Annotated in this window: 21 protein-coding genes; 13 read left to right on the forward strand and 8 right to left on the reverse strand. The window is 61.2% G+C overall.

Translation table 11 applies throughout. From position 1 onward, the window contains the following. Window position 1 precedes the first annotated feature (1 nt). The 9 genes from algK (at window position 2) to FW796_RS03590 (ending at window position 12,488) form a co-directional block, all read left to right on the forward strand. Window positions 2-1,444, forward strand: a complete 1,443-nt coding sequence (gene algK / locus FW796_RS03550; RefSeq protein WP_446439020.1) for an alginate biosynthesis TPR repeat lipoprotein AlgK — start codon at window positions 2-4, stop codon at window positions 1,442-1,444. Continuing rightward, on the forward strand, window positions 1,441-2,958 hold the full coding sequence (locus FW796_RS03555; protein ID WP_446439021.1) for an alginate export family protein: 1,518 nt from the start codon (window positions 1,441-1,443) through the stop codon (window positions 2,956-2,958). Before algK ends, FW796_RS03555 begins: the two co-directional genes overlap by 4 nt. 26 nt (window positions 2,959-2,984) lie before the next feature. Next, window positions 2,985-4,574 carry a mannuronan 5-epimerase AlgG gene (gene algG, locus FW796_RS03560; RefSeq protein WP_404938276.1) on the forward strand — a complete coding sequence of 530 codons (1,590 nt, stop codon included), beginning with the start codon at window positions 2,985-2,987 and terminating at the stop codon, window positions 4,572-4,574. An 11-nt stretch (window positions 4,575-4,585) separates the two neighbouring features. Further along, window positions 4,586-6,034, forward strand: a complete 1,449-nt coding sequence (locus FW796_RS03565; RefSeq protein WP_446439022.1) for an alginate O-acetyltransferase — start codon at window positions 4,586-4,588, stop codon at window positions 6,032-6,034. Between the two features lie 8 nt (window positions 6,035-6,042). Further along, complete coding sequence (locus tag FW796_RS03570; protein ID WP_446439023.1) at window positions 6,043-7,158, forward strand: mannuronate-specific alginate lyase; 1,116 nt, start codon at window positions 6,043-6,045, stop codon at window positions 7,156-7,158. 220 nt (window positions 7,159-7,378) lie between these two features. After that, window positions 7,379-8,944 (forward strand): MBOAT family O-acyltransferase, encoded by a 1,566-nt coding sequence (locus FW796_RS03575; protein WP_446439024.1) that lies wholly within the window; start codon window positions 7,379-7,381, stop codon window positions 8,942-8,944. 10 nt (window positions 8,945-8,954) lie between these two features. Beyond that, on the forward strand, window positions 8,955-10,130 hold the full coding sequence (locus tag FW796_RS03580) for an alginate O-acetyltransferase (protein WP_346633546.1): 1,176 nt from the start codon (window positions 8,955-8,957) through the stop codon (window positions 10,128-10,130). Between the two features lie 15 nt (window positions 10,131-10,145). After that, entirely contained in the window at window positions 10,146-10,814 is a 669-nt protein-coding gene (locus FW796_RS03585; protein ID WP_446439025.1) for an alginate O-acetyltransferase AlgF, read from the forward strand. 222 nt (window positions 10,815-11,036) lie between these two features. After that, entirely contained in the window at window positions 11,037-12,488 is a 1,452-nt protein-coding gene (locus FW796_RS03590) for a mannose-1-phosphate guanylyltransferase/mannose-6-phosphate isomerase (protein ID WP_346633548.1), read from the forward strand. A gap of 269 nt (window positions 12,489-12,757) precedes the next feature. On the opposite strand, the gene FW796_RS03595 is transcribed toward FW796_RS03590, so the two are convergent. The 5 genes from FW796_RS03595 to FW796_RS03615 form a co-directional block, all read right to left on the reverse strand. Further along, complete coding sequence (locus FW796_RS03595; protein ID WP_404938271.1) at window positions 12,758-12,928, reverse strand: DUF3077 domain-containing protein; 171 nt, start codon at window positions 12,926-12,928, stop codon at window positions 12,758-12,760. A 115-nt stretch (window positions 12,929-13,043) separates the two neighbouring features. Then, complete coding sequence (locus FW796_RS03600; protein ID WP_446439026.1) at window positions 13,044-13,646, reverse strand: tetratricopeptide repeat protein; 603 nt, start codon at window positions 13,644-13,646, stop codon at window positions 13,044-13,046. Window positions 13,647-13,729: 83 nt separating this feature from the next. Further along, complete coding sequence (locus tag FW796_RS03605) at window positions 13,730-14,728, reverse strand: hypothetical protein (protein ID WP_346633551.1); 999 nt, start codon at window positions 14,726-14,728, stop codon at window positions 13,730-13,732. A gap of 532 nt (window positions 14,729-15,260) precedes the next feature. Further along, entirely contained in the window at window positions 15,261-16,526 is a 1,266-nt protein-coding gene (locus FW796_RS03610; RefSeq protein ID WP_446439027.1) for a type II toxin-antitoxin system HipA family toxin, read from the reverse strand. Continuing rightward, window positions 16,523-16,819 carry a helix-turn-helix domain-containing protein gene (locus tag FW796_RS03615; protein ID WP_072451362.1) on the reverse strand — a complete coding sequence of 99 codons (297 nt, stop codon included), beginning with the start codon at window positions 16,817-16,819 and terminating at the stop codon, window positions 16,523-16,525. Before FW796_RS03615 ends, FW796_RS03610 begins: the two co-directional genes overlap by 4 nt. 215 nt (window positions 16,820-17,034) lie before the next feature. Here FW796_RS03615 and FW796_RS03620 point away from each other — a divergent pair, with 215 nt between their 5' ends. The 4 genes from FW796_RS03620 (at window position 17,035) to FW796_RS03635 (ending at window position 20,878) form a co-directional block, all read left to right on the forward strand. After that, window positions 17,035-17,499 carry a multidrug transporter gene (locus tag FW796_RS03620; protein WP_346633553.1) on the forward strand — a complete coding sequence of 155 codons (465 nt, stop codon included), beginning with the start codon at window positions 17,035-17,037 and terminating at the stop codon, window positions 17,497-17,499. Between the two features lie 37 nt (window positions 17,500-17,536). Continuing rightward, window positions 17,537-18,361 carry an SDR family oxidoreductase gene (locus FW796_RS03625; RefSeq protein WP_446439028.1) on the forward strand — a complete coding sequence of 275 codons (825 nt, stop codon included), beginning with the start codon at window positions 17,537-17,539 and terminating at the stop codon, window positions 18,359-18,361. 187 nt (window positions 18,362-18,548) lie between these two features. After that, window positions 18,549-19,580 carry a sel1 repeat family protein gene (locus FW796_RS03630; protein ID WP_446439029.1) on the forward strand — a complete coding sequence of 344 codons (1,032 nt, stop codon included), beginning with the start codon at window positions 18,549-18,551 and terminating at the stop codon, window positions 19,578-19,580. Between the two features lie 272 nt (window positions 19,581-19,852). Then, window positions 19,853-20,878 carry a sel1 repeat family protein gene (locus FW796_RS03635; protein ID WP_346633556.1) on the forward strand — a complete coding sequence of 342 codons (1,026 nt, stop codon included), beginning with the start codon at window positions 19,853-19,855 and terminating at the stop codon, window positions 20,876-20,878. Window positions 20,879-21,075: 197 nt separating this feature from the next. On the opposite strand, the gene FW796_RS03640 is transcribed toward FW796_RS03635, so the two are convergent. Genes FW796_RS03640 through FW796_RS03650 form a run of 3 tightly spaced genes read right to left on the reverse strand, consistent with a single transcriptional unit; the run spans window position 21,076 to window position 24,344 of the window. Beyond that, window positions 21,076-21,936: an HlyD family secretion protein gene (locus FW796_RS03640; RefSeq protein ID WP_346633557.1), complete on the reverse strand. Its 861-nt coding sequence runs from the start codon at window positions 21,934-21,936 to the stop codon at window positions 21,076-21,078. 10 nt (window positions 21,937-21,946) lie between these two features. Beyond that, on the reverse strand, window positions 21,947-22,147 hold the full coding sequence (locus tag FW796_RS03645) for a DUF1656 domain-containing protein (protein WP_007930063.1): 201 nt from the start codon (window positions 22,145-22,147) through the stop codon (window positions 21,947-21,949). Beyond that, on the reverse strand, window positions 22,137-24,344 hold the full coding sequence (locus tag FW796_RS03650) for an FUSC family protein (protein ID WP_346633558.1): 2,208 nt from the start codon (window positions 24,342-24,344) through the stop codon (window positions 22,137-22,139). Before FW796_RS03650 ends, FW796_RS03645 begins: the two co-directional genes overlap by 11 nt. Between the last annotated feature and the right edge of the window lies 1 nt (window position 24,345).

Genomic DNA, 24,345 nt, shown 5'->3' on the forward strand with positions numbered 1-24,345 from the left:
CATGCCTGTGACTAGTCTTTTCATTGGCGAGTGCTGCGCACTCGATAAGCCTCAAGGGCGCCGCGCCCTGGCCCTGTGCTCCCTGGCCCTGGCCGTGAGCCTGGCCGGTTGCGCCGGCCTGCCGGACCAGCGCCTGGCCAACGAAGCCCTGAAGCGCGGCGACACCGCCCTGGCCGAACAGAACTACCGCCAGCTGGCAGACCTGGGCTACAGCGAAGCCCAGGTGGGTCTGGCCGACATCCAGGTGGACAGCCGCGACCCGGCGCAGATCAAGCAGGCCGAGGCCACCTATCGCGCTGCGGCCGATGTGTCGCCCCGGGCCCAGGCGCGCCTTGGCCGCCTGTTGGTGGCCAAGCCCGGCTCCACCGAGGCCGAGCAGCACGAAGCCGAAGGCCTGTTGAAAAAAGCCTTTGCCAACGGTGAAGGCAACACCCTGATTCCCCTGGCGATGCTGTACCTGCAATACCCCCACAGCTTCCCCAACATCAACGCCCAGCAGCAGATCAGCCAATGGCGCAGCGCCGGTTACCCGGAAGCCGGCCTGGCCCAGGTGCTGCTGTACCGCACCCAAGGCAGCTACGACCAGCACCTGGCGGAGGTGGAAACCATCTGCAAGGCCGCACTCAACAGCACCGACATCTGCTACGTGGAACTGGCCACCGTTTATCAAAAACGCGGCCAGCCGGAGCAACAGGCCGAGCTGCTCAAGCAGCTGCAGGCTGGCTACAGCCGTGGCACGGTCAGCGCCCAGCGAGTCGACAGCGTGGCCCGCGTGCTGGGCGATGCCAGCCTCGGCAAGCCGGATGAAAAAACCGCCCAGGCCCTGCTGGAGCAAGTGGCCCCAGGCTACCCGGCGTCCTGGGTCAGCCTGGCCCAACTGCTCTACGACTTCCCCGAACTGGGTGACGTCGACAAGATGATGGAATACCTGGACAACGGCCGCGCCGCCGACCAGCCCCGCGCCGAACTGCTGCTGGGCAAGCTCTACTACGAAGGCAAATGGGTGCCCGCCGACGCCAAGGTGGCCGAGGCGCATTTCCAGAAAGCCGTGGGCCGCGAAGTCGCCGCCGACTACTACCTGGGGCAGATCTACCGCCGTGGCTACCTGGGCCAGGTGTACCCGCAAAAGGCCCTGGACCACCTGCTGACCGCTGCCCGCAATGGCCAGAACAGCGCCGACTTCGCCATTGCCCAGTTGTTTTCCCAGGGCCGCGGCACCGCGCCCAACCCGATCAACGCCTACGTCTTCAGCCAGCTGGCCAAGGTCCAGGACACGCCCCAGGCCAACGAACTGGCGCAACAGCTGGATGAACAACTGCCCCCCGGCCAGCGCGCCGAAGCCCAGCGCCTGCTGCAACAGGAACAGGCGGTGCGTGGCGCCCTGACCCAGAACACGCTGCAACTGCACGCGCTGCAGGAAGAAGACGGCGAGGAATCCCTATGACGCTCAAGTTTCCACTCACCACTGCCGCCCCTGGCCGCTTCAGCCTGTCAAAGCTGGGCCTGAGCCTGGGCTTCGCGCTGATCTGGGCGACCCCGTCGCTGGCAGCCATCACCGACACCAAGAACTTCGGCCTGGAAGTGAAGATCACCGGCCAATCCGAAGATGATCGCGACCTGGGCACCCAGCGCGGCGGCGACGTCAACGGCCTGGGCCTGGACCTGCGGCCTTGGGTCTACGGTGAACGCGGTGCCTGGAGCGCCTACGCCATGGGCCAGGCGGTGACCTCCACCGACATCATCGAAACCGATACCCTGCAGCAGTCGGACGCCGACGGTACCCAGCAGTCGAGCAACGACGACCGCAAGACCAAGAAAAACTACCTGGCCCTGCGTGAGTTCTGGATCGGCTACAGCGGCTTCACACCCTACCCCGGCGAGCAGTTGAAACTGGGCCGCCAACGCCTGCGCAACGACGACGGCCAGTGGCGCGACACCAACATCGAAGCCCTGAACTGGACCTTCGACACCACCTTGCTGCGGGCCAACGTTGGCGCCGCCGAGCGCTTCAGCGAGTACCGCACCGACCTCAAGGAACTGGCGCCCAAGGATAAAGACCGCCTGCACGTCTACGGCGACGCGGCTTACCAGTGGACCCCAGGCAACTGGGTGGGGATTCGCGGTCATCACACCCACGATGACGGCAAGCTCGACTATCCGGTGCCCGGCGAAGCAGCCGACTCCCTGGACAAGAAAGACAACGGCGACCTCACTTGGCTCGGCCTTACCGCCGACAGCGACGCCTATAACTGGCGCAACACCAACACCGTCAACTACTGGGCCAGCCTGACCGGCATGCGCGGCGACCGCGACACGGTCAACGCACTGGACGCCAATGGCAACCGCCCGGCCCAGGCCAAGCGCAGCGAGAACCTCGACGGCTGGGCCACGGACCTGGGCGTACGCCTGCGCCTGGACCCGAACTGGCAAGTCGGCGCCGCCTATGCTCGCGCCAGCGGCGACTACGAGCAGAACGGCCTGGAAAGCAACCGCTCCAACTACACCGGCACTCGCTCCCGCGTGCACCGTTTCGGCGAAGCCTATCGCGGCGAAATGAACAACATGCAGACCGCCACCCTGTTCGGTTCCTGGATGCTCAACGACGAATACGACGCCAGCCTGATCTACCACAAGTTCTGGCGCGTGGACGGCAAGAAGGCCGTCGGCAGCAACGGCATCAACGCCGTGGACAACGACTATGACGGCGACGGCAACCTGCTCTCCAGCACCTCGCTGCCGCTGCAAGACGGCAAGAAAGACCTGGGGCAGGAAATGGACTTGGTGGTCACCAAGTACTTCAAGCAGGGCCTGTTGCCGGCGGCCCTGAGCCAGTCCATCGATGAGCCGTCGGCCCTGGTGCGTTTTCGTGGCGGTGTGTTCAAGCCCGGCGATGCCTATGGCAAAGACGTCGACTCGTACATGCACCGCGCCTTTATCGACGTGATCTGGCGCTTCTGATGCGAGCCGCGAAGGGAGTGCCCGAAATGAACTGCTACCCCATGAACAGCCCCGCTGCGAAAGGCGCCATCAGCCTGTTGGCCGGCGCCCTGTTGCTGGCCAGCAGCTCGGCGTTCGCCACTGTCGAGCCGGCCAAGGCGCCGATCGTCGCCAAGGAGCTGCAACAGGCCAAGACCTACACTGTCAGCAGCGCGCCCACCGAGCCGTTGAACCTGGCCACGCCGACCCTGCCCGACCTCTCCGGCTACACCGCCGAGGCCGCTGCGGCGAAGATCGTGCGCAGCAAGCCGGGCAAGATCAGCGTGCGCCGGATGATGCAGGAAGACGCCCTGAAGGACTTTATCGGCGGTGACAACAAGATGGCCGAATGGGTGGTGCGCCAACACGGCATTCCCCAGGCGATCTTTATCGACGACGGTTACATCAACCTCAAGGACCTGGCCAAGAAACTGCCCAAGCAGTACATCAGCGAAACCGCGCCGGGTGTATTCCTCGCGCGCTTGCCGATCGTGGTCGGACGCAAGGGCATCCTGGAAATCGACAAACAGACCCAGGAACTGCGCCTGTCCCAGGAGGGCGGCTCGTTCCTGGTCAACGATGGCCAGCTGTTTGTGCGCGACACCAAGGTCACGGGCTGGCGCGAGAAAGACAACGGCCCGGCGACCTTCCGCTCGCCCAAGGAATTCCGCCCGTTCCTACTGGCCTGGGGCGGCACCGAGACCTACATAGTCAACAGCCAGATGGCCAGCTTCGGCTACGCCAACTCCAAGTCCTACGGCGTGAGTATTTCCCAGTACACGCCGAACATGGCCAAGGTACTCAAGCGCGATGAACCCACCGGCTGGATCATCGGCTCGGAATTCTCGGACATGTGGTACGGCTTCTACTGCTACGAAACCCGCGACTTCGTGGTCAAGGGCAACACCTACAAAGACAACATCGTCTACGGCATCGACCCCCACGACCGTTCGCACCGGCTGATCATCGCCGACAACACCGTCCACGGGACGAAGAAGAAGCACGGCATCATCATTTCCCGGGAAGTGAACGACAGCTTCATCTTCAACAACCGTAGCTACGACAACAAACTCTCGGGCCTGGTGATCGACCGTAACAGCGTCAACAACCTGATTGCCTACAACGAGATCTACCGCAACCACACCGACGGCATCACCCTCTACGAGAGCGCCGACAACCTGCTGTGGGGCAACAAGGTGATCAGCAACAAACGCCACGGCATCCGCATTCGCAACAGCGTGAATATCCGCCTGTACGAAAACGTCGCCATGGCCAACGGCCTGACCGGCGTCTACGGCCACATCAAGGACCTTTCCGACACCGACCGCGACATCAAGCTCGACCCGTTCGACGCTCAGGTTTCGCTGATCGTGGTCGGCGGCGAACTGGCGGCCAATGGCAGCGGCCCGCTGTCCATCGACTCGCCGTTGAGCGTGGAGCTGTATCGCGTGTCCATGCTCGCGCCCACCAAAAGCAGCGGCATCAGCTTCTCGGGGATCCTTGGCGAGCGCCAGGATGAAATCCTCGACCTGATGGTTCGCCAGCAAAAAGCCGTGCTGATCGACCCCGTCGAACGCCAGACCGAAATGCGCGATTGAGGATGACTGTCATGCCCCCACACCTGATCAAACTGTTGAGCCTGTCGGCGCTGACCGCCGGCATTCTCGCCGCCAGCGCCGGCGCCCGCGCCGATGAGCCCCAGGCGCCGAACTTCACCGCCGAGCCGTGCTGCAACCTGTGCCCGGCCGCCCATGATGCGAAGAACTACACCACCCGCTACCAGCAGAACTTCACCACCCTGGTGCAAGCCCAGGGCGACTGGCTGTTCCGCACCCAGGAAGACCTGCGCACCGAATTCAACACCACCCCGGAAGGCTACCGTCGCCTCAAGCAGTTGCACGAAGCTTTCAAGAGCAAGGGCGTGGAGCTGGTGGTGGTCTATCAGCCGACCCGTGGCCTGGTGAACCGCAACAAGCTCAACCCGGCGCAAAAGGCCCGCTTCGACTACGACAAGGCCCTGACCAACTACAAAGCCATGCTCGGGCGCTTCGCCCAAATGGGCTACGTGGTGCCGGACCTGTCGCCGCTGACCAACGAACAACTGCCGGACACCCTGCCGGCCCACGACTTCTACTTCCGCGGCGACCAGCACTGGACGCCTTACGGCGCCCAACGCACCGCCAGGATCGTCGCCGACAAGGTCAAGCAACTGCCGGCCTTCGCCGACATTCCACGGCGTGAATTCGAGACCCACAAGTCCGGGCGCATGGGCAAGACCGGCACCCTGCACAACATGGCCGGGCAACTGTGCGGCACCAGCTACGCAATCCAGTACATGGACCAGTTCACCACCGAGCCCAAGGGCGAAGCGGCGGACGGCGACCTGTTCGGTGATTCCGGCAACCCGCAAATCACCCTGGTGGGCACCAGCCACAGTGGCAAGAACTACAACTTCGCCGGCTTCCTGGAAGAGTCCATCGGCGCCGACATCCTCAACGTGGCCTTCCCCGGCGGCGGCCTGGAAGGCTCGATGTTGCAGTACCTGGGCAGCGAGGAATTCCAGAAGAGCCCGCCGAAGATCCTGATCTGGGAGTTCTCGCCGCTGTACCGCCTGGATCAGGAAACCATCTACCGACAGATGATGGCCCTGCTGGACAACGGCTGCGAGGGCAAGGATGCGCAGATGACCGGCAGCACCACCCTCAAGCCGGGCAAGAACGAACTGCTGGTCAACAGCAAGAACCTGGACCTGCGCAACAGCGGCCATCAGGTCGACATCCGCTTCGCCGACCCTTCGGTGAAAACCCTGCAAGCCACCCTCTGGTACATGAACGGGCGCCACGAGGACATCAAGATCGAAAAGCCGGAAACATCCGACACCGACGGACGCTTCGCCTTCGAACTGCGCACTGACGAAGACTGGGCCATGCAGAACCTGCTGGCGGTGGAAATCCAGGGCCCGGAAGCGGGCACTGCCGGGCAGAAGGTCGAAGCGAAAATTTGCAAACGCAACGTATTCCCGGGCGCCGAGCAACGCACCGCGCAGATCGGGCAATGAGGTTTCCTATGCAAAGCACATCCTTGAAACACTTGCTGATGCCCAGCCTGCTGGGCCTGGCCATCCTCGCCGGCAGCGCCCAGGCCGCCGCGCCGCTGCGTCCACCCCAGGGCTATTACGCCCCGGTGGACAAGTTCAAGAGCGGTGACGACAGCGAAGGCTGCGACGCCATGCCGGCGCCCTACACCGGCGCCCTGCAATTTCGCAGCAAGTACGAAGGCTCGGACAAGGCCCGGGCAACCCTGAATACCCAGTCCGAACAGGCCTTTCGCGACACCACCGCGGACATCACCAAGATCGAGCGCGGCACCAGCAAAAGGGTCATGCAGTTCATGCGTGACGGCCGCCCGCAACAGCTGGACTGCACCCTGAGCTGGCTCAGTGCCTGGGCCCAGGCCGACGCGCTGATGTCCAAGGACTTCAACCACACCGGCAAGTCCATGCGCAAATGGGCCCTGGGCAGCATGGCTTCGGCCTACCTGCGGCTGAAATTCTCCGACTCCCATCCCCTGGCCACCCATCAGGAACAGGCACAGAAGATTGAGGCCTGGTTCAGCAAGATGGCCGATCAGGTGGTCAGCGACTGGGACAACCTGCCCCTGGACAAGACCAACAACCACTCCTACTGGGCCGCCTGGTCAGTGATGGCGACCTCCATCGCCACCAACCGCCGCGACCTGTTCGACTGGGCCGTAAAGGAATACAAGGTCGGCGCCAACCAGATCGACGCCGACGGCTTTCTGCCCAACGAACTCAAGCGTCAGCAGCGCGCCCTGGCCTACCACAACTACGCCCTGCCGCCGTTGGCGATGATCGCCAGCTTCGCCCAGGTCAATGGCGTGGATCTGCGCCAGGAAAACAACAGCGCCCTCAAGCGCTTGGGTGACCGAGTGCTGGCTGGGGTGAAAGACCCGGACGACTTCGAGAAGAAGAACGGTAAGCAGCAGGACATGACCGACCTCAAGGTCGACTCGAAATTCGCCTGGCTCGAACCCTTCTGCAGCCTCTACACCTGCGCCCCGGATGTATTGGAGCGCAAACACAAGATGCAGCCGTTCAAGACCTTCCGCCTGGGGGGCGACCTGACCAAGGTCTACGACCCGGCCCACGAAAAAGGCTCCTGATTCGAATCGTTCCCACGCTGCACATGGGAACAACCCACCGTAGGAGCTGGCTTGCCAGCGAAGGGGCCCTCAAGGACGTCTTCGCTCTCAAGACCGCCATCGCCGGCAAGCCGGCTCCTACAGAGGTCGCGCTACACGCAGTACCGCTTCCCCGGTTTTTCACGGGGGGGTTTGGGGGGGCTCCGGCCTCTGACTATTGGTTAAACACGGAGAGATCGGGATGGTTTTTTCATCCAATGTGTTCCTGTTTCTGTTCTTGCCGATCTTTCTCGGCTTGTACTACTTGAGCGGGCAACGCTATCGCAACTTGCTGCTGCTGATCGCCAGTTATGTGTTCTATGCCTGGTGGCGGGTGGACTTCCTGGCGCTGTTCGCCGGCGTCACCCTGTGGAACTACTGGATCGGCCTGAAAGTCGGTGCGGCTGGGGTCCGGACCAAACCCGCCCAACGCTGGCTGCTGCTCGGCGTCGGCGTCGACCTGTGCATCCTCGGCTACTTCAAATACGCCAACTTCGGCGTGGACAGCATCAACGCGATCATGACCTCCTACGGTCTGGAACCGTTCATCCTGACCCACATCCTGTTGCCGATCGGGATCTCGTTCTACATCTTCGAGTCCATCAGCTACATCATCGACGTCTATCGCGGCGACACCCCGGCCACGCGCAACCTCATCGACTTCGCGGCGTTCGTGGCGATCTTCCCACACCTGATCGCCGGCCCGGTCCTGCGCTTTCGCGACCTGGCGGAGCAGTTCAACAACCGCACCCACACCCTGGACAAGTTCTCCGAAGGCTGCACCCGCTTCATGCAGGGCTTCATCAAGAAGGTGTTTATCGCCGACACCCTGGCGGTGGTCGCCGACCATTGCTTCGCCCTGCAAAACCCCACCACGGGCGATGCCTGGCTGGGCGCCCTGGCCTACACCGCGCAGCTGTACTTCGACTTCTCCGGTTACAGCGACATGGCCATCGGCTTGGGGTTGATGATGGGTTTTCGCTTCATGGAAAACTTCAAGCAGCCCTACATCAGCCAGTCGATCACCGAGTTCTGGCGGCGCTGGCACATCAGCCTGTCCACCTGGCTGCGCGACTACCTGTACATCACCCTGGGCGGCAACCGCAAAGGCACGTTGATGACTTACCGCAACCTGTTCCTGACCATGCTGCTCGGTGGCCTGTGGCACGGTGCGAACATCACCTACATCGTCTGGGGCGCCTGGCACGGCATGTGGCTGGCCATCGAAAAAGCCCTGGGCATCAACACCACCCCACGCAGCCTGAACCCGATCCGCTGGGCCCTGACCTTCCTCCTGGTGGTCATGGGCTGGGTGATCTTCCGTGCCGAAAACCTGCACGTGGCCGGGCGCATGTACGGCGCCATGTTCAGCTTTGGCGACTGGTCGCTGTCCGAACTCAACCGCGCCAGCCTCACCGGCCTGCAAGTGGCGACCCTGGTCCTGGCCTACGCCACTCTGGCGTTCTTCGGCCTGCGCGACCTCTACCGCAACCCGCCAGCGAACAAGGCCAAGCCTGAACCAGACAGCGAAGCGGACGGCCCGGCCGGCGCACAACCGGGGCTGATCAAGGCCGTACCCGGCGACAACCCCGGCAGCATCCATCAACCGGGCTACACCGTGGGCACCGAGGCCCAGGTGCAACCGGCCTACTGGACCACCGACTGGTCGCGCTACGTGATGCGGGGCCTGGTGCTGCTGCTGTTCATCGCCTCGATTCTCAAACTTTCGGCGCAAAGCTTCTCGCCGTTCCTTTACTTCCAGTTCTGAGGGATCTGACATGACCCGCTCATTACGTCTGTTCTACATCGCCCTGTTCCTGCTGACCCTGACGGTCCTGGGCCTGTGGTCGGTGCGCAGCTTCTTCGGCTTCAGCACCAACGCCGAGGCCACGGTGCTCAACGGGCGCTGGACCAAGGCTGTGGAAACTCACTACGACGAAGAGTTTCCGATCAAGCGCCTGGGCACCAACCTCTGGGCCGCCCTGGACTTCAAGCTGTTCAACGAAGGCCGCCCTGGTGTGGTGCTGGGCCGCGATCAGTGGCTGTACAGCGATGAAGAGTTCAACCCGGTGGTCAACGAGGAGCTCAACCTGCAGGGCAACTACGCCCTGGTGGAAGGCGTGCGCCAGACCTTGAAGGCGCACGGGGTGAAACTGGTGATGGCGATCGTCCCGGCCAAGGTGCGCCTGTACCCGGAACACCTGGACGAGGTGCGCCCGGCGCGGATCCACGCCAACCTCTACCAGGACTTCCACGCCCGGGTCGCCGCCGACAAGATCCTCGCCCCCGACCTGCTGGGGCCCCTGCAACAGGCCAAGCAACAGGGCCAGCAAGTGTTCCTGCGCACCGACACCCACTGGACCCCCGCCGGCGCCGAGATCGTCGCCCGCCAACTGGCCCTGACCATCGCCGCCAAGACCCCGCTCAGCGGTCAGCCACAGCGCTTCGTCACCGAGACCCAAGAGACCGTGGAACACAAGGGCGACCTGCGCCGCTTCCTGCCCCTGGACCCGCTGTTCGAAAACCTGATGCCGGCCGAAGAGCCCCTGCAAAAGCGCGTGACCCGGGCCAGCGAAGAGCAGCCGGCCGCCGACGACGCGCTGTTTGCCGACCGCGAAGTACCGGTGACCCTGGTGGGCACCAGCTACAGCGCCAACCCCAGCTGGAACTTCGTCGGCGCCCTGAAACAGGCCCTGCACAGCGACGTGCTGAGCTACGCCGAAGACGGCCACGGCCCGATCCTGCCGATGCTCAGCTACCTGAAAAGCGACGACTTCAAGAACAACCCGCCCCAGGTGCTGATCTGGGAATTCCCTGAACGCTATCTGCCTGTGAACAACGAAATCGGCGACGCCGACCCGCAGTGGGTCGCAGAGCTCAAGCAAGCCGGTGCTCGCCAACAGAACGTAGCTGTACTCAACAAATCCGAGACGCCCGACCGGGCGCAAAACTGAAAAGAGGTAACACTCATGACTTTCACTACTACTCCTCGTCGTCTCGCTGCCAAATCCCTGAAAGCTGCCGTATTGGCCGCGGGCCTGGGCCTGCTATCAGCTCCGGTATTCGCCGGTGGCGATGCCGCCCTGTACGGCCCCACCGCGCCCAAGGGCTCGACCTTCGTGCGCCTGTACAACGCCAGCAACAGCGAAGTCAGCGCCACGGTGGGCAGCACCAACGTCAACGACGTCGCGCCCCTGGCCAGCAGTGACTTCAGCTTCATGCCCGGTGGCGACTACAGCGCCAAAGTGGGCAGCCAGACCGTGCCGGTGAAACTCGCCGCCGATCACTATTACACCCTGGTCAACAACGCCAGCGGCCAGCCACAACTGATCGAAGAGCCGCCGTTCAAGAACAAGCAGAAGTCCCTGGTGCGGGTGCAGAACCTCAGCGACAAGGCCCTGACCCTGAAGACCGCCGACGGCAAGACCGACGTGGTCAAGGCCGTGGCCGCCAAAGGCCGCGGCGAGCGCGAAATCAACCCGGTGAAGGTCAGCTTCGCCCTGTACGACGGTGAGAAAAAAGTCAGCGACCTTAAGCCCGTGGCCCTGGAGCGCGGCGAAGCGGCGGTGCTCTACGTCACCGGCAACGGCAGCAGCCTGTCGCCAGTCTGGGTCAAGCGCCCAGTGTCGACCCGCTAACGAATTTCCGGATGCACGCCGCGCCCCCTGTGTAGGAGCTGGCTTGCCAGCGAAGGCGTCCTCAAGCCTGGCACAAGGCTCAAAGGCCCCTTCGCCGGCAAGCCGGCTCCTACAAGGGGCAGGCAAGGGGGCAGGCAAGGCATCCGGGCACCAAACAAAAACAAGAGTGAAACGACAGAACGCAGTAGCTCTAACCCATACGATGTTTGAAGGAGTAACAACATGATTCCGGTGATCTTGTCAGGTGGTAGCGGCTCACGTCTTTGGCCGCTTTCGCGCAAGCAATTCCCCAAGCAATTCCTCGCCCTGACCGGCGAACACACGCTGTTCCAGCAAACCCTGGAGCGCCTGGTGTTCGAAGGCATGGACACCCCCATCGTGGTCTGCAACAAGGACCACCGCTTCATCGTCAACGAGCAGTTGGCAACGCGCAAACTCGAATCCCAGCGCATCCTCATGGAGCCCTTCGGCCGCAACACCGCGCCCGCCGTGGCCCTGACCGCGATGATGCTGGTCAACGAAGGCCGCGATGAACTGATGCTGGTGCTGCCCGCCGACCACGTCCTGGACGACCAGAAAGCCCTGCAACGGGCCCTGGCCCTGGCCACCGTGGCCGCCGAGCGTGGCGAGATGGTGCTGTTCGGCGTCCCGGCAACCAAACCGGAAACCGGCTACGGCTACATCAAGTCCAGCAACGACGCGCTGCTGCCGGAAGGCGTGAGCCGGGTCTCGCACTTCGTCGAGAAACCCGACGTCAAGCGCGCCACCGAATTCGTCGAGGCCGGCGGCTACTTCTGGAACAGCGGCATGTTCCTGTTCCGCGCCAGCCGCTTCCTCGAAGAGCTGAAGAAACACGACCCGGACATCTACGACACCTGCCTGCTGACCCTGGAACGCAGCCAGCAGGACGCGGACACCGTGACCATCGACGAAGCCACCTTCGCCTGCTGCCCGGACAACTCCATCGACTACGCGGTGATGGAAAAAACCCAGCGCGCCTGCGTGGTGCCCCTGAGCGCCGGTTGGAGCGACGTGGGTTGCTGGTCGTCGCTGTGGGACGTGCATGAAAAGGACGCCAACGGCAACGTCAGCAAAGGCGATGTAGTGATCCAGGACAGCCACAACTGCATGATCCACGGCAACGGCAAACTGGTGTCGGTGATCGGCCTGGACAACATCGTCGTGGTGGAAACCAAGGACGCCATGATGATCGCCCACAAGGACAAGGTCCAAGGGGTGAAACAGATGGTCAACACCCTCAACGAACAGGGCCGCAGCGAAACCCAGAACCACTGCGAAGTCTATCGCCCGTGGGGCTCCTACGACTCCGTGGACATGGGCGGCCGCTTCCAGGTCAAGCACATCTCGGTCAAGCCGGGGGCCTGCCTGTCGTTGCAGATGCACCACCACCGCGCCGAACACTGGATCGTGGTCAGCGGCACCGCCGAAGTCACCTGTGACGAGAACGTGTTCCTGCTCACCGAGAACCAGTCCACCTACATCCCGATTGCCTCGGTGCACCGCCTGCGCAACCCCGGGAAGATTCCGCTGGAGATCATCGAAGTGCAATCGGGCAGCTATTTGGGCGAAGACGACATCGAGCGCTTTGAAGATATCTACGGGCGCTCGACGCCGGTGGAACGTGGCGTCTCGGTGAAAACCATCGCTCAGTAACAGCGGCGAGTTTCAAGCGGCAAGCTGCGAGTAGATGCAGCCGTAAGCTTCAAGCGGCAAGCTGCAAGTAAAAGCAGGGAGTCGTTGGCAGCAAGACCTTTGTGCTCCCCCTTTCCAGGCGCCTGCGTCCCCTATCCGCAGGCGCTTGGACAGGGGGATTTTTTTTGGAAGCAGGGGCAAGGGGCGAGCTTCAAGCGGCAAGAAAAAGCACTACCCCCCCTCCCACAAAGACGTAGCGCCCTTTCGACGTCCTGATCAAGAAGCAACGATCAGGCCTGCAATACCTCATCCTTCATCCCCAATCCCACATCATCGATCAGCGCCTTGCCCATCTCCGCCAGGAAAGTTGCTGAAAATAGCCATGTGCGTGAGCTGCGGTTCTTGCCGTCGCTGCAAGTCTTCCGCGCTTGTTGCTCGCAATAGAATGACGGAACCGACAACGTAAGAAACCTGTTGATTTTGCAGCATGCATTACAAAAAAGGGGGCAGATTTATCTCGATGCCCCCTGCCTTTCCAGGTAGGGGGCAGTTCAACTATTGACTATAAAATACGGCCTATTGACTCGGTACTTTTTGCGATTCGATCTTTTTATACTTCTCTGCAATCTGCTCTATTTTTTTCTCATCTTGTGTTGAAGACACCTCAACATAGTAATCCCAATGCTTTAACAGCTCTATACTTTGCGCATCACCCAAATGAGCAGCATTTTGATTATATATTTTTGCTTTTTTGAAATCTTGCGGAACTTCATTACCCATAGCGTAGATAACACTCAAGTTATTGTAGGCTATAATCGACCCAACCTCAGCAGCTCTTTCATACAAGGCGATTGCTTTATTAATATCTTTTTTTGTTCCTAAACCACGCTGATAGAGAACGCCTAGATTTGTAAGCGCGTCTGGGTGGCGCGGATACAAACCAATCGCTTTTTCATAATAGAGCAGACTGGTTTTATAGTCTTTTTCCGACTCATCCAGCCTATCGTCGCTATAAATCCTGCCAAGAATATAGTTGAAGTGCGCGTTACCCATGCTGGAGAGCTTGAGCACATTGGAAAACTCTTCGCTGTCCTTAGGGTAATTGTTTATTTGCAGACCCGGCGGATAGTCCAATTTCTTAACAATTGCCGGGGGCAAGGTAAAAGCTGTATTTTTCATATGATTATCCGAGGCTGCCGGCATGGATAGAAGTAGCAACGATAAAGAGACAATGCTAGCGCAGCTGACGGGCGTTCGGCTCATCATGAATAAACCTCTTCAGCAGCGAATCTTGACCCGACCACATCAATCGAAAAGTCCTGCGAAATGAAACTCAAAAGATCATTACTTTCCTCAGGATCAAAAACCTTGAACAAAACATCTGTTATATCCGTGACCCGACCATCATTCCAGGTTACCGACGAATTTAATTCGTGGATGTTTCCGTGCTTATCTAAAATTGAATCCCTGGTAAAGGACAGATCAATATTTTTCAAGCCAATGTCGATCAATGAGTAAAGCTCACTTGCCTCCGAAACCCCGTTGCTATTGATGTCTTGCCAGATCTTCAGATCCGCCCACGCGCTATCATTCTTGTCGATAAACCCATCAAGATTGCTGTCTAGAGCAGCGAGTGCAATGAAACCATCTGCAGCCGTTCCACCGGTTGGCAAAGGCGTACGGTCTCCGAAAAGCTCTGTCCCATCATTTATGATGCCGTCATTATTTCTATCCATGACAAGAAACCCACTGTTTGTACCTGCCCACCCGGTATTAATAGGATGCGACTCTCCATCAAAGTCGAATTTGACACCGTGCTCAATTGGCAAGGTAGCTATACCGCTCCCATCCAAATCGATAAGGAGTGGGGTTTTAAGTTTTTCCGGAACTTTGCTTATTTCCTTGGCCACCCCATCCGGCGTTGTGGCCAGATCAATTTCTATACCCGCTTTTGAAAGCAGTTTCTCTACAAAATGGATGCAGTTATTGAACAAGAGATTGTAGTCCCCAGGGTCTATTGCACCGCTTGCATAGCCTCTAACCTGCGTCGTAAGAATATTCATCATATTCTCAAACTTCGGACTACCAGGAAGTTCAAATCGATGGGAACTTGTTTCCTTGTAAATCTCTCGATCATTGAGCGAAATATTGTCACGTGAGGTGTCGTATTTCTCACCTGGACTAAAACCTATAGAACCTCGATAGCCAGGCGTATCAATCTCTAAAAAAACATGCCCGGTCTTGGTCGTGTTATTACCCATGCTCGATCCCGCCTTCGCTGCATGTATGGTAAATGACGATCGATTTGAAAAATTCATTCCGGGTGTAGGATTTGAAGTTGTAGATAGCGTCTCTTCGTTTCTCACACTAATAAAGTGGTCTGGCATCGTGCAACCCTCTGATCAAATTTCCGTATATGGCTCTAGCGCGCTATTACTTTCACTAACGCATTCCAAGCGATCGTGGTTTTTCGCCTTGATCAAATACAGGACAAACGAGGAGGGTAAAAACTTATAGGGCATGCCCCTATAAAATATTACAAATCATTTCGCGAACATTAGTTTTGAATATCCCGCGACCAGGAATTAGCCAATCAAGTTCGCAGGTTTGCTGAAATACACCTGACTAGCCGATCCGCCCCCATGCGTGAGCTCAAACCTAAGGATGGCTCGAAAACAGCTGATGGAGATGGGCGAGTTGCGCGGAACACAGAGGCCCGGGAGAGTAAACCCTCAACACGCTGGGTACAGGGGAGTTCCTAGCCAGGGGGGCTTTTTTCACCAGGTTTTATTCTTAAAGATGTTGGCGAACATCCTCTAGCGTCTCGAATATCTCCTTTCCATCGACGGCCGGAACATCCACTTCGCCAAACACCACTTCCCAGTTGCCCAGCGCCTCCAGCGTCTGATCAATGTAGTCATCCGGCTTGAGGAACTTGTAGTCCGCGCACAAGCGCCTGATAGCCTTCCTGGACGGGCGCCCCTGGCCGTCGAACGCGGTAGTGTGCTCGCCCATGCCGGTGGAGAAGGTCAGGTCATACGCGGGCGCGAGAAGCCACTGCCCGTCCTGGCCGCCCTGCCCCTCTTCGTAGAGGAAGGCGAAGTTCTTCGCATGATCGTCGTAGTTATGGGCCAGACCGTTGAACACCATGAGCCGGGCCATTTTCTCCACTTCCTTGGCGCTCCTGGTCAGCGCGAATGTCAGCCTCAACAAGTCCTTGTAGTCCAGGCACGGAACTCTGAAGTCCGCATGCAGAATTCCGGCAGCGGTCATCATGTGGACTTTCTCGTTGTGCCTGCGATCAAAGCGCCGGCTGGCAAAGAAGCGCTCGTTCCATCCCTTTTCAGAGGGCACCGTTATCAGCTCGCAATGGGCCATTTCGACCCCCGCCGCGCGAGCCATGCGGGCGTAGGCATACTCAATCGCGCCCATGGACCAGGGCTCCTGCAGGGCCCTGAATTTTACGATCCAGTGCCCGTAGCCCTCCGGTAAGGGGTCGAAAGCCGAAACGACATGCGCCAGATCTTCCGAAAGGGCAACGGCGGCCTTGGGCCTTGCGCCACCTGGCGAGCCACCGGCAATCCGCAGTGCCTTCAGAACGTCAACCGTCTCCCCCACCTGGACCTGGACCGAAGCCTCGTACAGCAGTGAAAGGCTGATGGGCTCGCGCTCCACTTTTTCCGCCATGGGGTAGTACTCCAAGGCGCCCATCCCACGGTTGCCGATGTAGGCCAGCCGATCGAGTTGAGTCAGACCATTGGCGACCCGCGATCCATACTCCGCGGTGAAAAAACGCTTCATCAGCAGCAAGCCCCAGCCATCGGGAAGGGAGTCGGCGAAGGCCCCATGAATGCCCAGGAACAATTGGCTATCGGGTTGCTGCGGCCTCTCATCGAAGGCCAGTTGCGGCGACAGATTGAAGCCCCGGCTCAACCAGTCCTTGGCATAAGTGAAGTAGCAGCCCTGGCGATTCCAGCTCAGTACTCCCACCTGCCGGCCGTGCATGAAGACACCCAGTTCCTCGATCGGCTTGTACTTCTTGACGCCTGGCTCGGTCATCGGGTGCCCCTCTGGCGTTTGGAGTTTTGCAGCTCAAACAGCGTGTTTGGCGAAGGTGGCTTGAACAACTTGAGCAGCGGATCGAGTTCATCCAACGCCGCCGCAATCAGCACCATCGACTCGAGGGAAATGGCTCCCTGCAGCTCGAAACGCTTGATGGTCGAGGCCGGCACCCCGGATTTCTCAGCCAGGGTTTTGCGCGACAGGTTTTTTGACAACCTGAGGGCCTGCGCGTTTTTTCCGATCTCGGCCGTAATCTCGGACGGTGTGTACATAAAACGGGTAAGCGACATAAGAATACGTCTGCCTCCGACCGGCTGATCAATTATTCAAACTATGGACAATATAAGATCCATTATAGGCAAAGAAAGCCAATAAGAGACCTTATGTTATCCACAAAAAATCAACCTTCATCGTCTTGAGTAATAATTTGTCCTAGCCCTACTCCATCGCCAAGCCCACCTACGCTTAGGTAGGATGTCCCCTCCTTTTCCCCGAGGCTCGCGTCATGTTCATCGGCGTTCTGCTGGTCATCACCTGGCTGATCCTGCTTCTGCGCTACCCCGCCAAAGCCCTTCCCGTGTCCCTCGCTGCCGCTTTCGGCCTGGCCCTGGTGGCCTGCTGGGTGGTCTGGCTGGACAACCGCGAAGCCCAGCAACTGGCGCGCCTGGAGCTGCGCCTGACCTACGCGCCGGAACACTGCCCCGCCGACCGCCCACTGCAGGTCAAGCTCAACAACGGTAACAAGGTGCCCCTGGTCGAACTGCGCTGGCGGGTCGCTGCCTACGCCCCGGGGGATACGGTCAACCTCGCCGACAACCAGTACAGCGCCCCGCGCTACCGTGGCCCCGGCGAGTTGCAGGCCGGAGCCAGCTGGGAAGACTGCCTGCCGCTGCCACCGCTGCGCCCGGGCTATCGCCCGCAAACCCTGGAGTTTCGCGCCGAGCGTTTACAGGGTAGTTTCTCCGACTGATTCGCCCCGCCCCTCACCCCAGCACAAGGACCGCGCCATGCCCGTAGCGTTGATCACCGGTTGTTCCAGCGGCATCGGCCGCGCCCTGGCAGACACCTTCAAGAACGCCGGTTTCACCGTGCTCGCCACCGCTCGCAAAGCCGAGGACGTGAACACCCTGCAAGCCGCCGGTTTCAAGGCCGTGCAACTGGACGTGAATGACGGCCTGGCCCTTAGCGCCCTGGGCGAGGAGATCAACCAGCAGTACGGCGGCCTCGATGTGCTGATCAACAACGCCGGCTACGGCGCCATGGGCCCGCTGCTGGATGGCGGCGTGCAAGCCATGCAACGCCAGTTCGAAACCAATGTGTTCTCGGTGGTCGGGGTGACCCGGGCGATGTTCCAGGTACTGCGCCGCAGCCGTGGCCTGGTGGTGAATATCGGCAGCGTCTCTGGGGTGCTGGTGACGCCCTTTGCCGGCGCCTATTGCGCGTCGAAAGCCGCGGTGCACGCCTTGAGCGATGCCCTGCGCATGGAGTTGTCACCGTTCGGTATCCGGGTCATGGAAGTGCAGCCCGGGGCCATTGCTTCAAGTTTTGCCAAGAACGCCGGGCATGAAGCCGAACAGCTGCTCAACGAACAATCGCCCTGGTGGCCGCTGCGCGAGGGCATCCGCTCCCGGGCCAAGGCCTCCCAGGACAAGCCGACCCCGGCCAGCGAATTTGCCGCCGGCTTGCTCAAGGCTGTGCAACAGGACAAGCCGCCGCGCCTGGTGCGCCTGGGCAATGGCAGCCGTGCCTTGCCGTTGCTGGCCAACCTGTTGCCCAAGGGTCTGCTGGAGAAGGGCTTGATGAAGCGTTTTGGATTGAGCGCCAAGCTCTGATCCCCACGCATGCAAGCCAGCTACCACGTTTTTCGGGTGTGCTGCGTGCCTCCCGTAGGAGCCGGCTAGCCGGCGAAGAGGCCCACAAGTCGGGTGCAAACCTTGCGGCCACCTTCGCTGGCAGGCCAGCGCCTACAGCGGTGGCGCGGCACACCTTTGTTCATTCGCCGATTAGGGATCTGCCCCATTGAAATGTCGTCATGCGCTGCCGTTGACCCTGTTCGCTTTGCTACTGGGCTGCAATGCCTCGTCACCGGACGAAAAACTCAATGCCTCCCTGCCGGACTTGAGCCTCGAACAGATCCTGCCCAAGGTCGAGGCCAACCCCTACTGCACGCCGGAGATGGACAGCGAACGGCTGGTCGGCCTGGGCATCCGACTGTTCAATGAGGACGAGGTGCTGCATGGCTCAAGCCGTACCCTGCTGGCGAGCAAGGCAATCCAAATGGCCCGCAGTTGCCTGATCATGGCCGCCCCCCGCTCCACCGGCAGCCTGTGCATCCTGGGCGGGATTGTCGGCTCCAGGCAAAAGGACTATGACAAAAGCGAAGCCTTCAACTACATCGCCTACGCCGCCAAGCAGAATGAATCCTGCGCGGAAGCTGGCCTGTACGACATCTATAACGTCGGCAAGCTGGACCAGCCCCCGAACAAGGAATTGGCCATGGGCTGGCTGGAACGCGCCGCTCGGCACGGCGACCAGGACTCGCAACAGGAGATGGTGCGCTGGAACAGCGAACAGAATAATTTCCCGCAGGCCTATGCCTGGGCCCGAACCCTGGATGACGCCCAAACACTCGAAGCGGTGAAACGCAAGATGAGCCCTCAGCAGTTGGCCGAAGGCGAGCAGCATTACACCCGGTTGCTCGGTCAACTCACGCCGAAACAGGAGATTGAGCAGGCGCTGCGCCAGGACCTCATCGCCCTGGGCACAGGGGATCTGTACTTCAGCTACCCGGAAGTATTCGCGGGCATGTCGCCTGAGCAACGGCATGCTTTCGTCGCCCAGTTGGTGGACATGCAGGACCTCTACCCGAAGTTCCACACGCGCGGCCAACTGGTGGCCTACGCCTTGATTTCCCGCCTTGTGCAAAGCGCCGGCCCGGCCGTGGACCTGTGGCAAGACCCAGGGCTGCAGGCCTTGCTGGAGGACGATGACCTGAGCGTGGAAGACACCGTAGCCAAGGCCAAAATCATTCTGGCCAAGCGCAAGCCATAACGGGAGCGGCGGCGCTAACGCTGTTGAAGCCGTCGCCGAGGTGTCACCCGCTCAAGGCCTCAGGGCCCCTTGCCGCGGTCAACCAGATGCCGCGGTTTGGGTTGTACGCCCTCTCAATCCCAGTAGAATGCGCGACCTTGAGCCCTTAGGGCTCATGCAGCATGGAATCGCTGGTGTCGACACCCAAGCACGGAATGGCTAACGCTCGTCCTTCTCCCGTCCCAGCCTGATTTCATGCGCGCCTTTTTCATTCGCCGATCAGGGAATATCCATTGAAATTGTTCAACGCGCTGCCACTGGCATTGGCTGTCTTGCTGGCGGCCTGCGCCTCCACGGCTCCGGAAAACACCGAACCGAAAGTCCCCGAACTCAATGACACCCTGCCCAAGCTGACGCTGGACAGCGTCTTGCCCAAGGTCAGCGCCAACGAGTACTGCAACCCGGCCATGGAGGCCGATCTGCTGTACGGCATCGGTTACAAGCTGAACGAGATCGAGGACTACAAGAACGCCAAGGGCTGCTTCGCCATGGCCGCGCCGCACTACACCCGGGCCTTCTGCTACCTGTCCACCACCACCGATCAGGAAACGGACAAACCCAAGGCCGAGCGCGACCGCGAGTCCTTCAACTACATCGCCTACTCCGCCTCGCAGAACGACTGGTGCGCCGAGTACGGCATGTACGCCACCTACTGGTTCGGCGACAAGGACATCCCCAAGGACCGGGACCTGGCCCTGCGCTGGCTGGAGCGCTCGGCGCTGCACGGCAACCCGGAACCACAGCAGAGCCTGGCCGACGCCGCCGAAGAGTCCGGCGATCTGGTGAAGGCCTACGCCTGGCTGAAGGTTATCGACAACACCGAAGACACCAGCCAGTTGGATGCCTTGAAAGGCAAGATGAGCCCTGAGCAGCTGGCCGCAGGCGAACAGCGCTTTGGCGAGCTGAAGGTGCGGGTGACCAGCAAGCAGGTGATGTATGACGAGGCGCGGGATGAGGAGGTGGCGATTTTCTCCGCCGAGATCCATTTCGATCTCCCCGACCTGTTCCAGGGCATGACCACAGCCGAGCGCCAGGCCTTTGTCAAAGCGGCCATCGCCAAGGCCCGGGACAGCGGCCAGTTCAAGCTGCATTACGCGGTGACCCAGTACATCATCGTCTCGCGCCTGGCCCAGCAGCGTTACCCCGGTGTCGACGTGCTGCAGAACCCGAAGCTGGTGGCCGCGATCAACCACGTCAACGACGGCCTGGAAGCCACGGCGAAGAAGTCCCTGGCGATCATGCAGAAAAGCTACAAATAACCGCCCCCCGTAGGAGCCGGCTTGCCGGCGAAGAGGCCCTTGAGTCTTGCATCGCCTGGGCCGGCGCCTTCGCTGGCAAGCCAGTTCCTACAGCTGTCAGATAGACCGCGCAGTTTCCCGTAGGAGCCGGCTTGCCGGCGAAGGGGCCCTCAAGCCTTGCACCGCCTGTGACGACGCCTTCGCTGGCAAGCCTGCGCCTACAGGGGTTCGGGGTTGACCACTACGGTGCAAGTGATGCCGGCGGCCAGCAGCACGCCCTCCGGCACTTGGTCAATGTGGATGCGCACCGGCACGCGCTGGGCCAGGCGCACCCAGTTGAAGGTCGGATTGACGTCGGCGATCAGTTCGCGGCTTTCCGGGTTGTCGCGGTCATAGATGCCGCGGGAAATACTTTCCACGTGGCCCTTGAGCACTTCGCCGCTCATCAGTTGCATGTCGGCTTTATCCCCCACGCGCACGTGGGGCAGCTTGGTTTCTTCGAAGAAGCCGTAGACCCAGAACGAGTTCATGTCGACCACCGCCATCTTCGGCTCGCCAATGCGCGCGTAGTCGCCACGGTGCACGTTGAGGTTGGTGACGTAGCCATCCACCGCCGCCCGCACCTGGGTGCGTTTGAGGTTGAGTTCCGCCGCTTCCAGCTGGGCCTGGGCGTGCTGGTAGTCGGCCAGGGCCGAGTCGGCGATGTTGCCGGCGTCGTCGCGGTTTTCCTTGGAGATCACCAGGTTGTCCATGTCGGCGCGGCGCCGGGCGTTGACCTTGCGCATCTCCCAGGTGGCCTTCTTCGACGCCACCAGCGATTGCGCCTGCTTGACCGCGATCTGGTAGTGCTCGGGGTCGATCTGCATCAGCAGATCGCCCTTGCGCACCAGCTGGTTGTCCTTGACCGGCACGTCCACCACTTCGCCGGTGACGTCGGCGGCGACGTTGATGATGTCCGCGCGCACCCGGCCGTCACGGGTCCAGGGGGTGTACATGTAGTGCTCCCACAGGGTGCGGCCGATCCACAGGGCCAAGGCCAGCACGAGCAGGGTGGCGAGCAGGCTGAAAAACTTTTTCATTGCGGGGGTCTCAACGGTAGACAGTGAGCGCCATGGCGCCGAACAGACAGCAGAACAGGCTCAGGCGCAGCAGCGCCGGGTGCCAGAAGAAGCGATACAGGTCATAGCCGGAAATGAACCGGTCCAGGGCCCAGGCCAGGGCCGCGGCGATGAAGAACATCAGGGTCATGGTGGGCATGTAAACGCCGTGGAAGGCGATTTCACGAGGCATGGTCAAGTCCTTGGGGTGCAGGCGCCGCCGGCTTGGCCACGGCATAGGCCGCCAGCGGCGATTGCGGGTCGAGCAGTGAAGTGCGGATGAAGTGCAGGTAGCTCTTGACCCGGCGCAGGGCCGAGGTGTCGAAGTGCGGGGCAAAGGGTTCGTCGGTGGCCTGGACCCGGCTGATGGCGTGGTCCACGGCGATCAGCCCGCGTTCCAGGTTGCTCTGGCTGGGCTGCAGGAACAGCCGCACCAGGGAGCGGCCCATGACCCGGATCGCCTGGCGCCAGGGCTGGGATTCGGCATAGGCCGGGTGCACCGGGAGGATCGCCTGTTCCTTGCGCAGCTCGATGATGGCATGGCCGACTTCCAGCACCACGAACATCCAGCGCAGCAGCTCGCTCTGCACCTTGGGCTGGCCCACCGCCAGGCCATAGGCCTGGTGCAGCAGGTCGCGGGTGCGGCTTTCGAAACTGGAGGCCAGGCCCTTGAGCTTGCCGCTGATGGCGTACACCACCTGGCCGCGCAGGTCCTGCTCCAGGCGCCGCCACAGCCAGCGGCTGTTGGGCGGCAGGATGATCGCCCCGGCCGCGGCGCAGACCAGCATGCCCATGACCATGGCGATGTAGTCGTTGATGAAGGTGTAGGGGTTGTAGACCGTCAGGTTGTCCGGCACCGAACCGGTGCTGAAGAAGATCAGCAAGCCCAGGCCGACCCCGGCGTACTTGGGCCTGGACGCAAGGAACGAACCGAGCACGATCACCGGCGCCAGCATCAGGCACAGCAACGGGAAGCCGTCGATCCAGGGGAACACGAAGAACATTTCGACGAAGCCCACCAGGGCGCCGATAAAGGTTCCGCAGGCCATCTGGAACGCCATGCGCTTGGGGTTCGGCGTGGCCGCCGAGAGGCCGATGGTGGCGGCGGCGATCAGGGTCATGGTGGCGCCGCTGGGCCAGGCGGTGGCCACCCAGTAACTGCCCAGTACCACCAACACAAAGGCCGCGCGGATGCCCGAGGCGGCGCAGGCCAGCCAGTTGGTCTGCGGCGTGTAGGGCTCGTCCCAGCGCTCGCGCTCGTGGCTGTGGTCGGCCAGGGACGCATGAGTCTGGGCATAGCTGTGCATTTCGTCGACGAAGCGATAAAGCAGTTCGTAGGCGGTGTGGAAATCCAGCTGCTCGGCGTCGCTTGGGCCGCTCTCCTGGAAAGCGGCCCGCAGGCTGCGCACCCGCGCCGGCAGCTCAGCCTTGTAGGCCGCCAGGGCCGTGACCAGGCGCGCGGCGTCGGGGCTGGTCAGGGCCCGGCCGGAGAAGCCGTCCAGCAGCTCCGCCAGGTCCTGCAGGCCCGGCTTGATCGCCGCCACTACATGGTCGGCGCCGCTGCTGCGCAGGCGTTCGAGCAACTGGTGCAGGGCGTTGAAGCGCGTGGTGATGCCCATGAACTCGCTGTTCAGGCGGCTCAGGCGGCCGTTGCGCCGACGCATGTGCGGGTCTTCGAACACGGTGACGCTGCGCAGCCCTTCCAGGCCCACGGCCTCGGCGATGAAACGCACGTTGCTGGTTTCGAAGCTGTCGCGCTGGCTGCGCCCGCGCAGGCCGTCGGTGACGAACAGGGCGAACACACCGAAGCGCTGGTACAGAGCGTTGCGCATGGCGGCGCTGGCGGTCTGCGGCAGGATCGCGGCACTGACCAGGGTCGAGCAAAGAATCCCCAGAGAGATCTCCAGCACCCGCCACACCGCCGCCATGAAGGCGCCTTCCGGATGGGCCAGGGCCGGCAAGCCGACCATCGCCGCGGTGTAGCCGGCGAGGACGAAACCGTAGGCGCGAAAGTTGCGATAACGCGCGGCACCGGCCGAGCAGATGCCGACCCAGATCGCCAGGGAACCCAAGAACAGCTCGGTGTTCTGGGCGAACAGGGCGATCAGCGCCACCATCACCGCCGAGCCGGTCAGGGTGCCGAGAAAGCGGTAGAAGCTCTTGGCGAACACCTGTCCGCTCTGCGGCTGCATGACGATGAACACGGTGATCATCGCCGTGCGCGGTTGCGGCAACTCCAGACGCATGGCCAGCCACAGGGTGAGGAACGCGGCGGCCAGGACTTTGAAGATATAAACCCAGGTCACGCCGTCGCTGCGCGCCCAGTCGAAGAAACCCCGGCGCCATTCTAGGGAGTACAGCCAGCGCAAAGGGGCGGGCAAGGAAGTCATG

Source organism: Pseudomonas sp. 910_21 (assembly GCF_052850735.1).

Excerpts from the sequence above, each read along its gene's own strand:
- FW796_RS03650 (WP_346633558.1), bottom strand. The coding sequence starts at position 24,344 with ATGACTTCCTTGCCCGCCCCTTTGCGCTGGCTGTACTCCCTAGAATGG.
- FW796_RS03645 (WP_007930063.1), bottom strand. The coding sequence starts at position 22,147 with ATGCCTCGTGAAATCGCCTTCCACGGCGTTTACATGCCCACCATGACC.
- FW796_RS03625 (WP_446439028.1), top strand. The coding sequence starts at position 17,537 with ATGCCCGTAGCGTTGATCACCGGTTGTTCCAGCGGCATCGGCCGCGCC.
- algK (WP_446439020.1), top strand. The coding sequence starts at position 2 with ATGCCTGTGACTAGTCTTTTCATTGGCGAGTGCTGCGCACTCGATAAG.
- FW796_RS03600 (WP_446439026.1), bottom strand. The coding sequence starts at position 13,646 with ATGAAAAATACAGCTTTTACCTTGCCCCCGGCAATTGTTAAGAAATTG.
- FW796_RS03590 (WP_346633548.1), top strand. The coding sequence starts at position 11,037 with ATGATTCCGGTGATCTTGTCAGGTGGTAGCGGCTCACGTCTTTGGCCG.
- FW796_RS03555 (WP_446439021.1), top strand. The coding sequence starts at position 1,441 with ATGACGCTCAAGTTTCCACTCACCACTGCCGCCCCTGGCCGCTTCAGC.
- FW796_RS03580 (WP_346633546.1), top strand. The coding sequence starts at position 8,955 with ATGACCCGCTCATTACGTCTGTTCTACATCGCCCTGTTCCTGCTGACC.
- FW796_RS03615 (WP_072451362.1), bottom strand. The coding sequence starts at position 16,819 with ATGTCGCTTACCCGTTTTATGTACACACCGTCCGAGATTACGGCCGAG.
- FW796_RS03610 (WP_446439027.1), bottom strand. The coding sequence starts at position 16,526 with ATGACCGAGCCAGGCGTCAAGAAGTACAAGCCGATCGAGGAACTGGGT.
- FW796_RS03565 (WP_446439022.1), top strand. The coding sequence starts at position 4,586 with ATGCCCCCACACCTGATCAAACTGTTGAGCCTGTCGGCGCTGACCGCC.
- FW796_RS03585 (WP_446439025.1), top strand. The coding sequence starts at position 10,146 with ATGACTTTCACTACTACTCCTCGTCGTCTCGCTGCCAAATCCCTGAAA.
- FW796_RS03620 (WP_346633553.1), top strand. The coding sequence starts at position 17,035 with ATGTTCATCGGCGTTCTGCTGGTCATCACCTGGCTGATCCTGCTTCTG.
- algG (WP_404938276.1), top strand. The coding sequence starts at position 2,985 with ATGAACTGCTACCCCATGAACAGCCCCGCTGCGAAAGGCGCCATCAGC.
- FW796_RS03605 (WP_346633551.1), bottom strand. The coding sequence starts at position 14,728 with ATGGGTAATAACACGACCAAGACCGGGCATGTTTTTTTAGAGATTGAT.
- FW796_RS03570 (WP_446439023.1), top strand. The coding sequence starts at position 6,043 with ATGCAAAGCACATCCTTGAAACACTTGCTGATGCCCAGCCTGCTGGGC.
- FW796_RS03575 (WP_446439024.1), top strand. The coding sequence starts at position 7,379 with ATGGTTTTTTCATCCAATGTGTTCCTGTTTCTGTTCTTGCCGATCTTT.
- FW796_RS03640 (WP_346633557.1), bottom strand. The coding sequence starts at position 21,936 with ATGAAAAAGTTTTTCAGCCTGCTCGCCACCCTGCTCGTGCTGGCCTTG.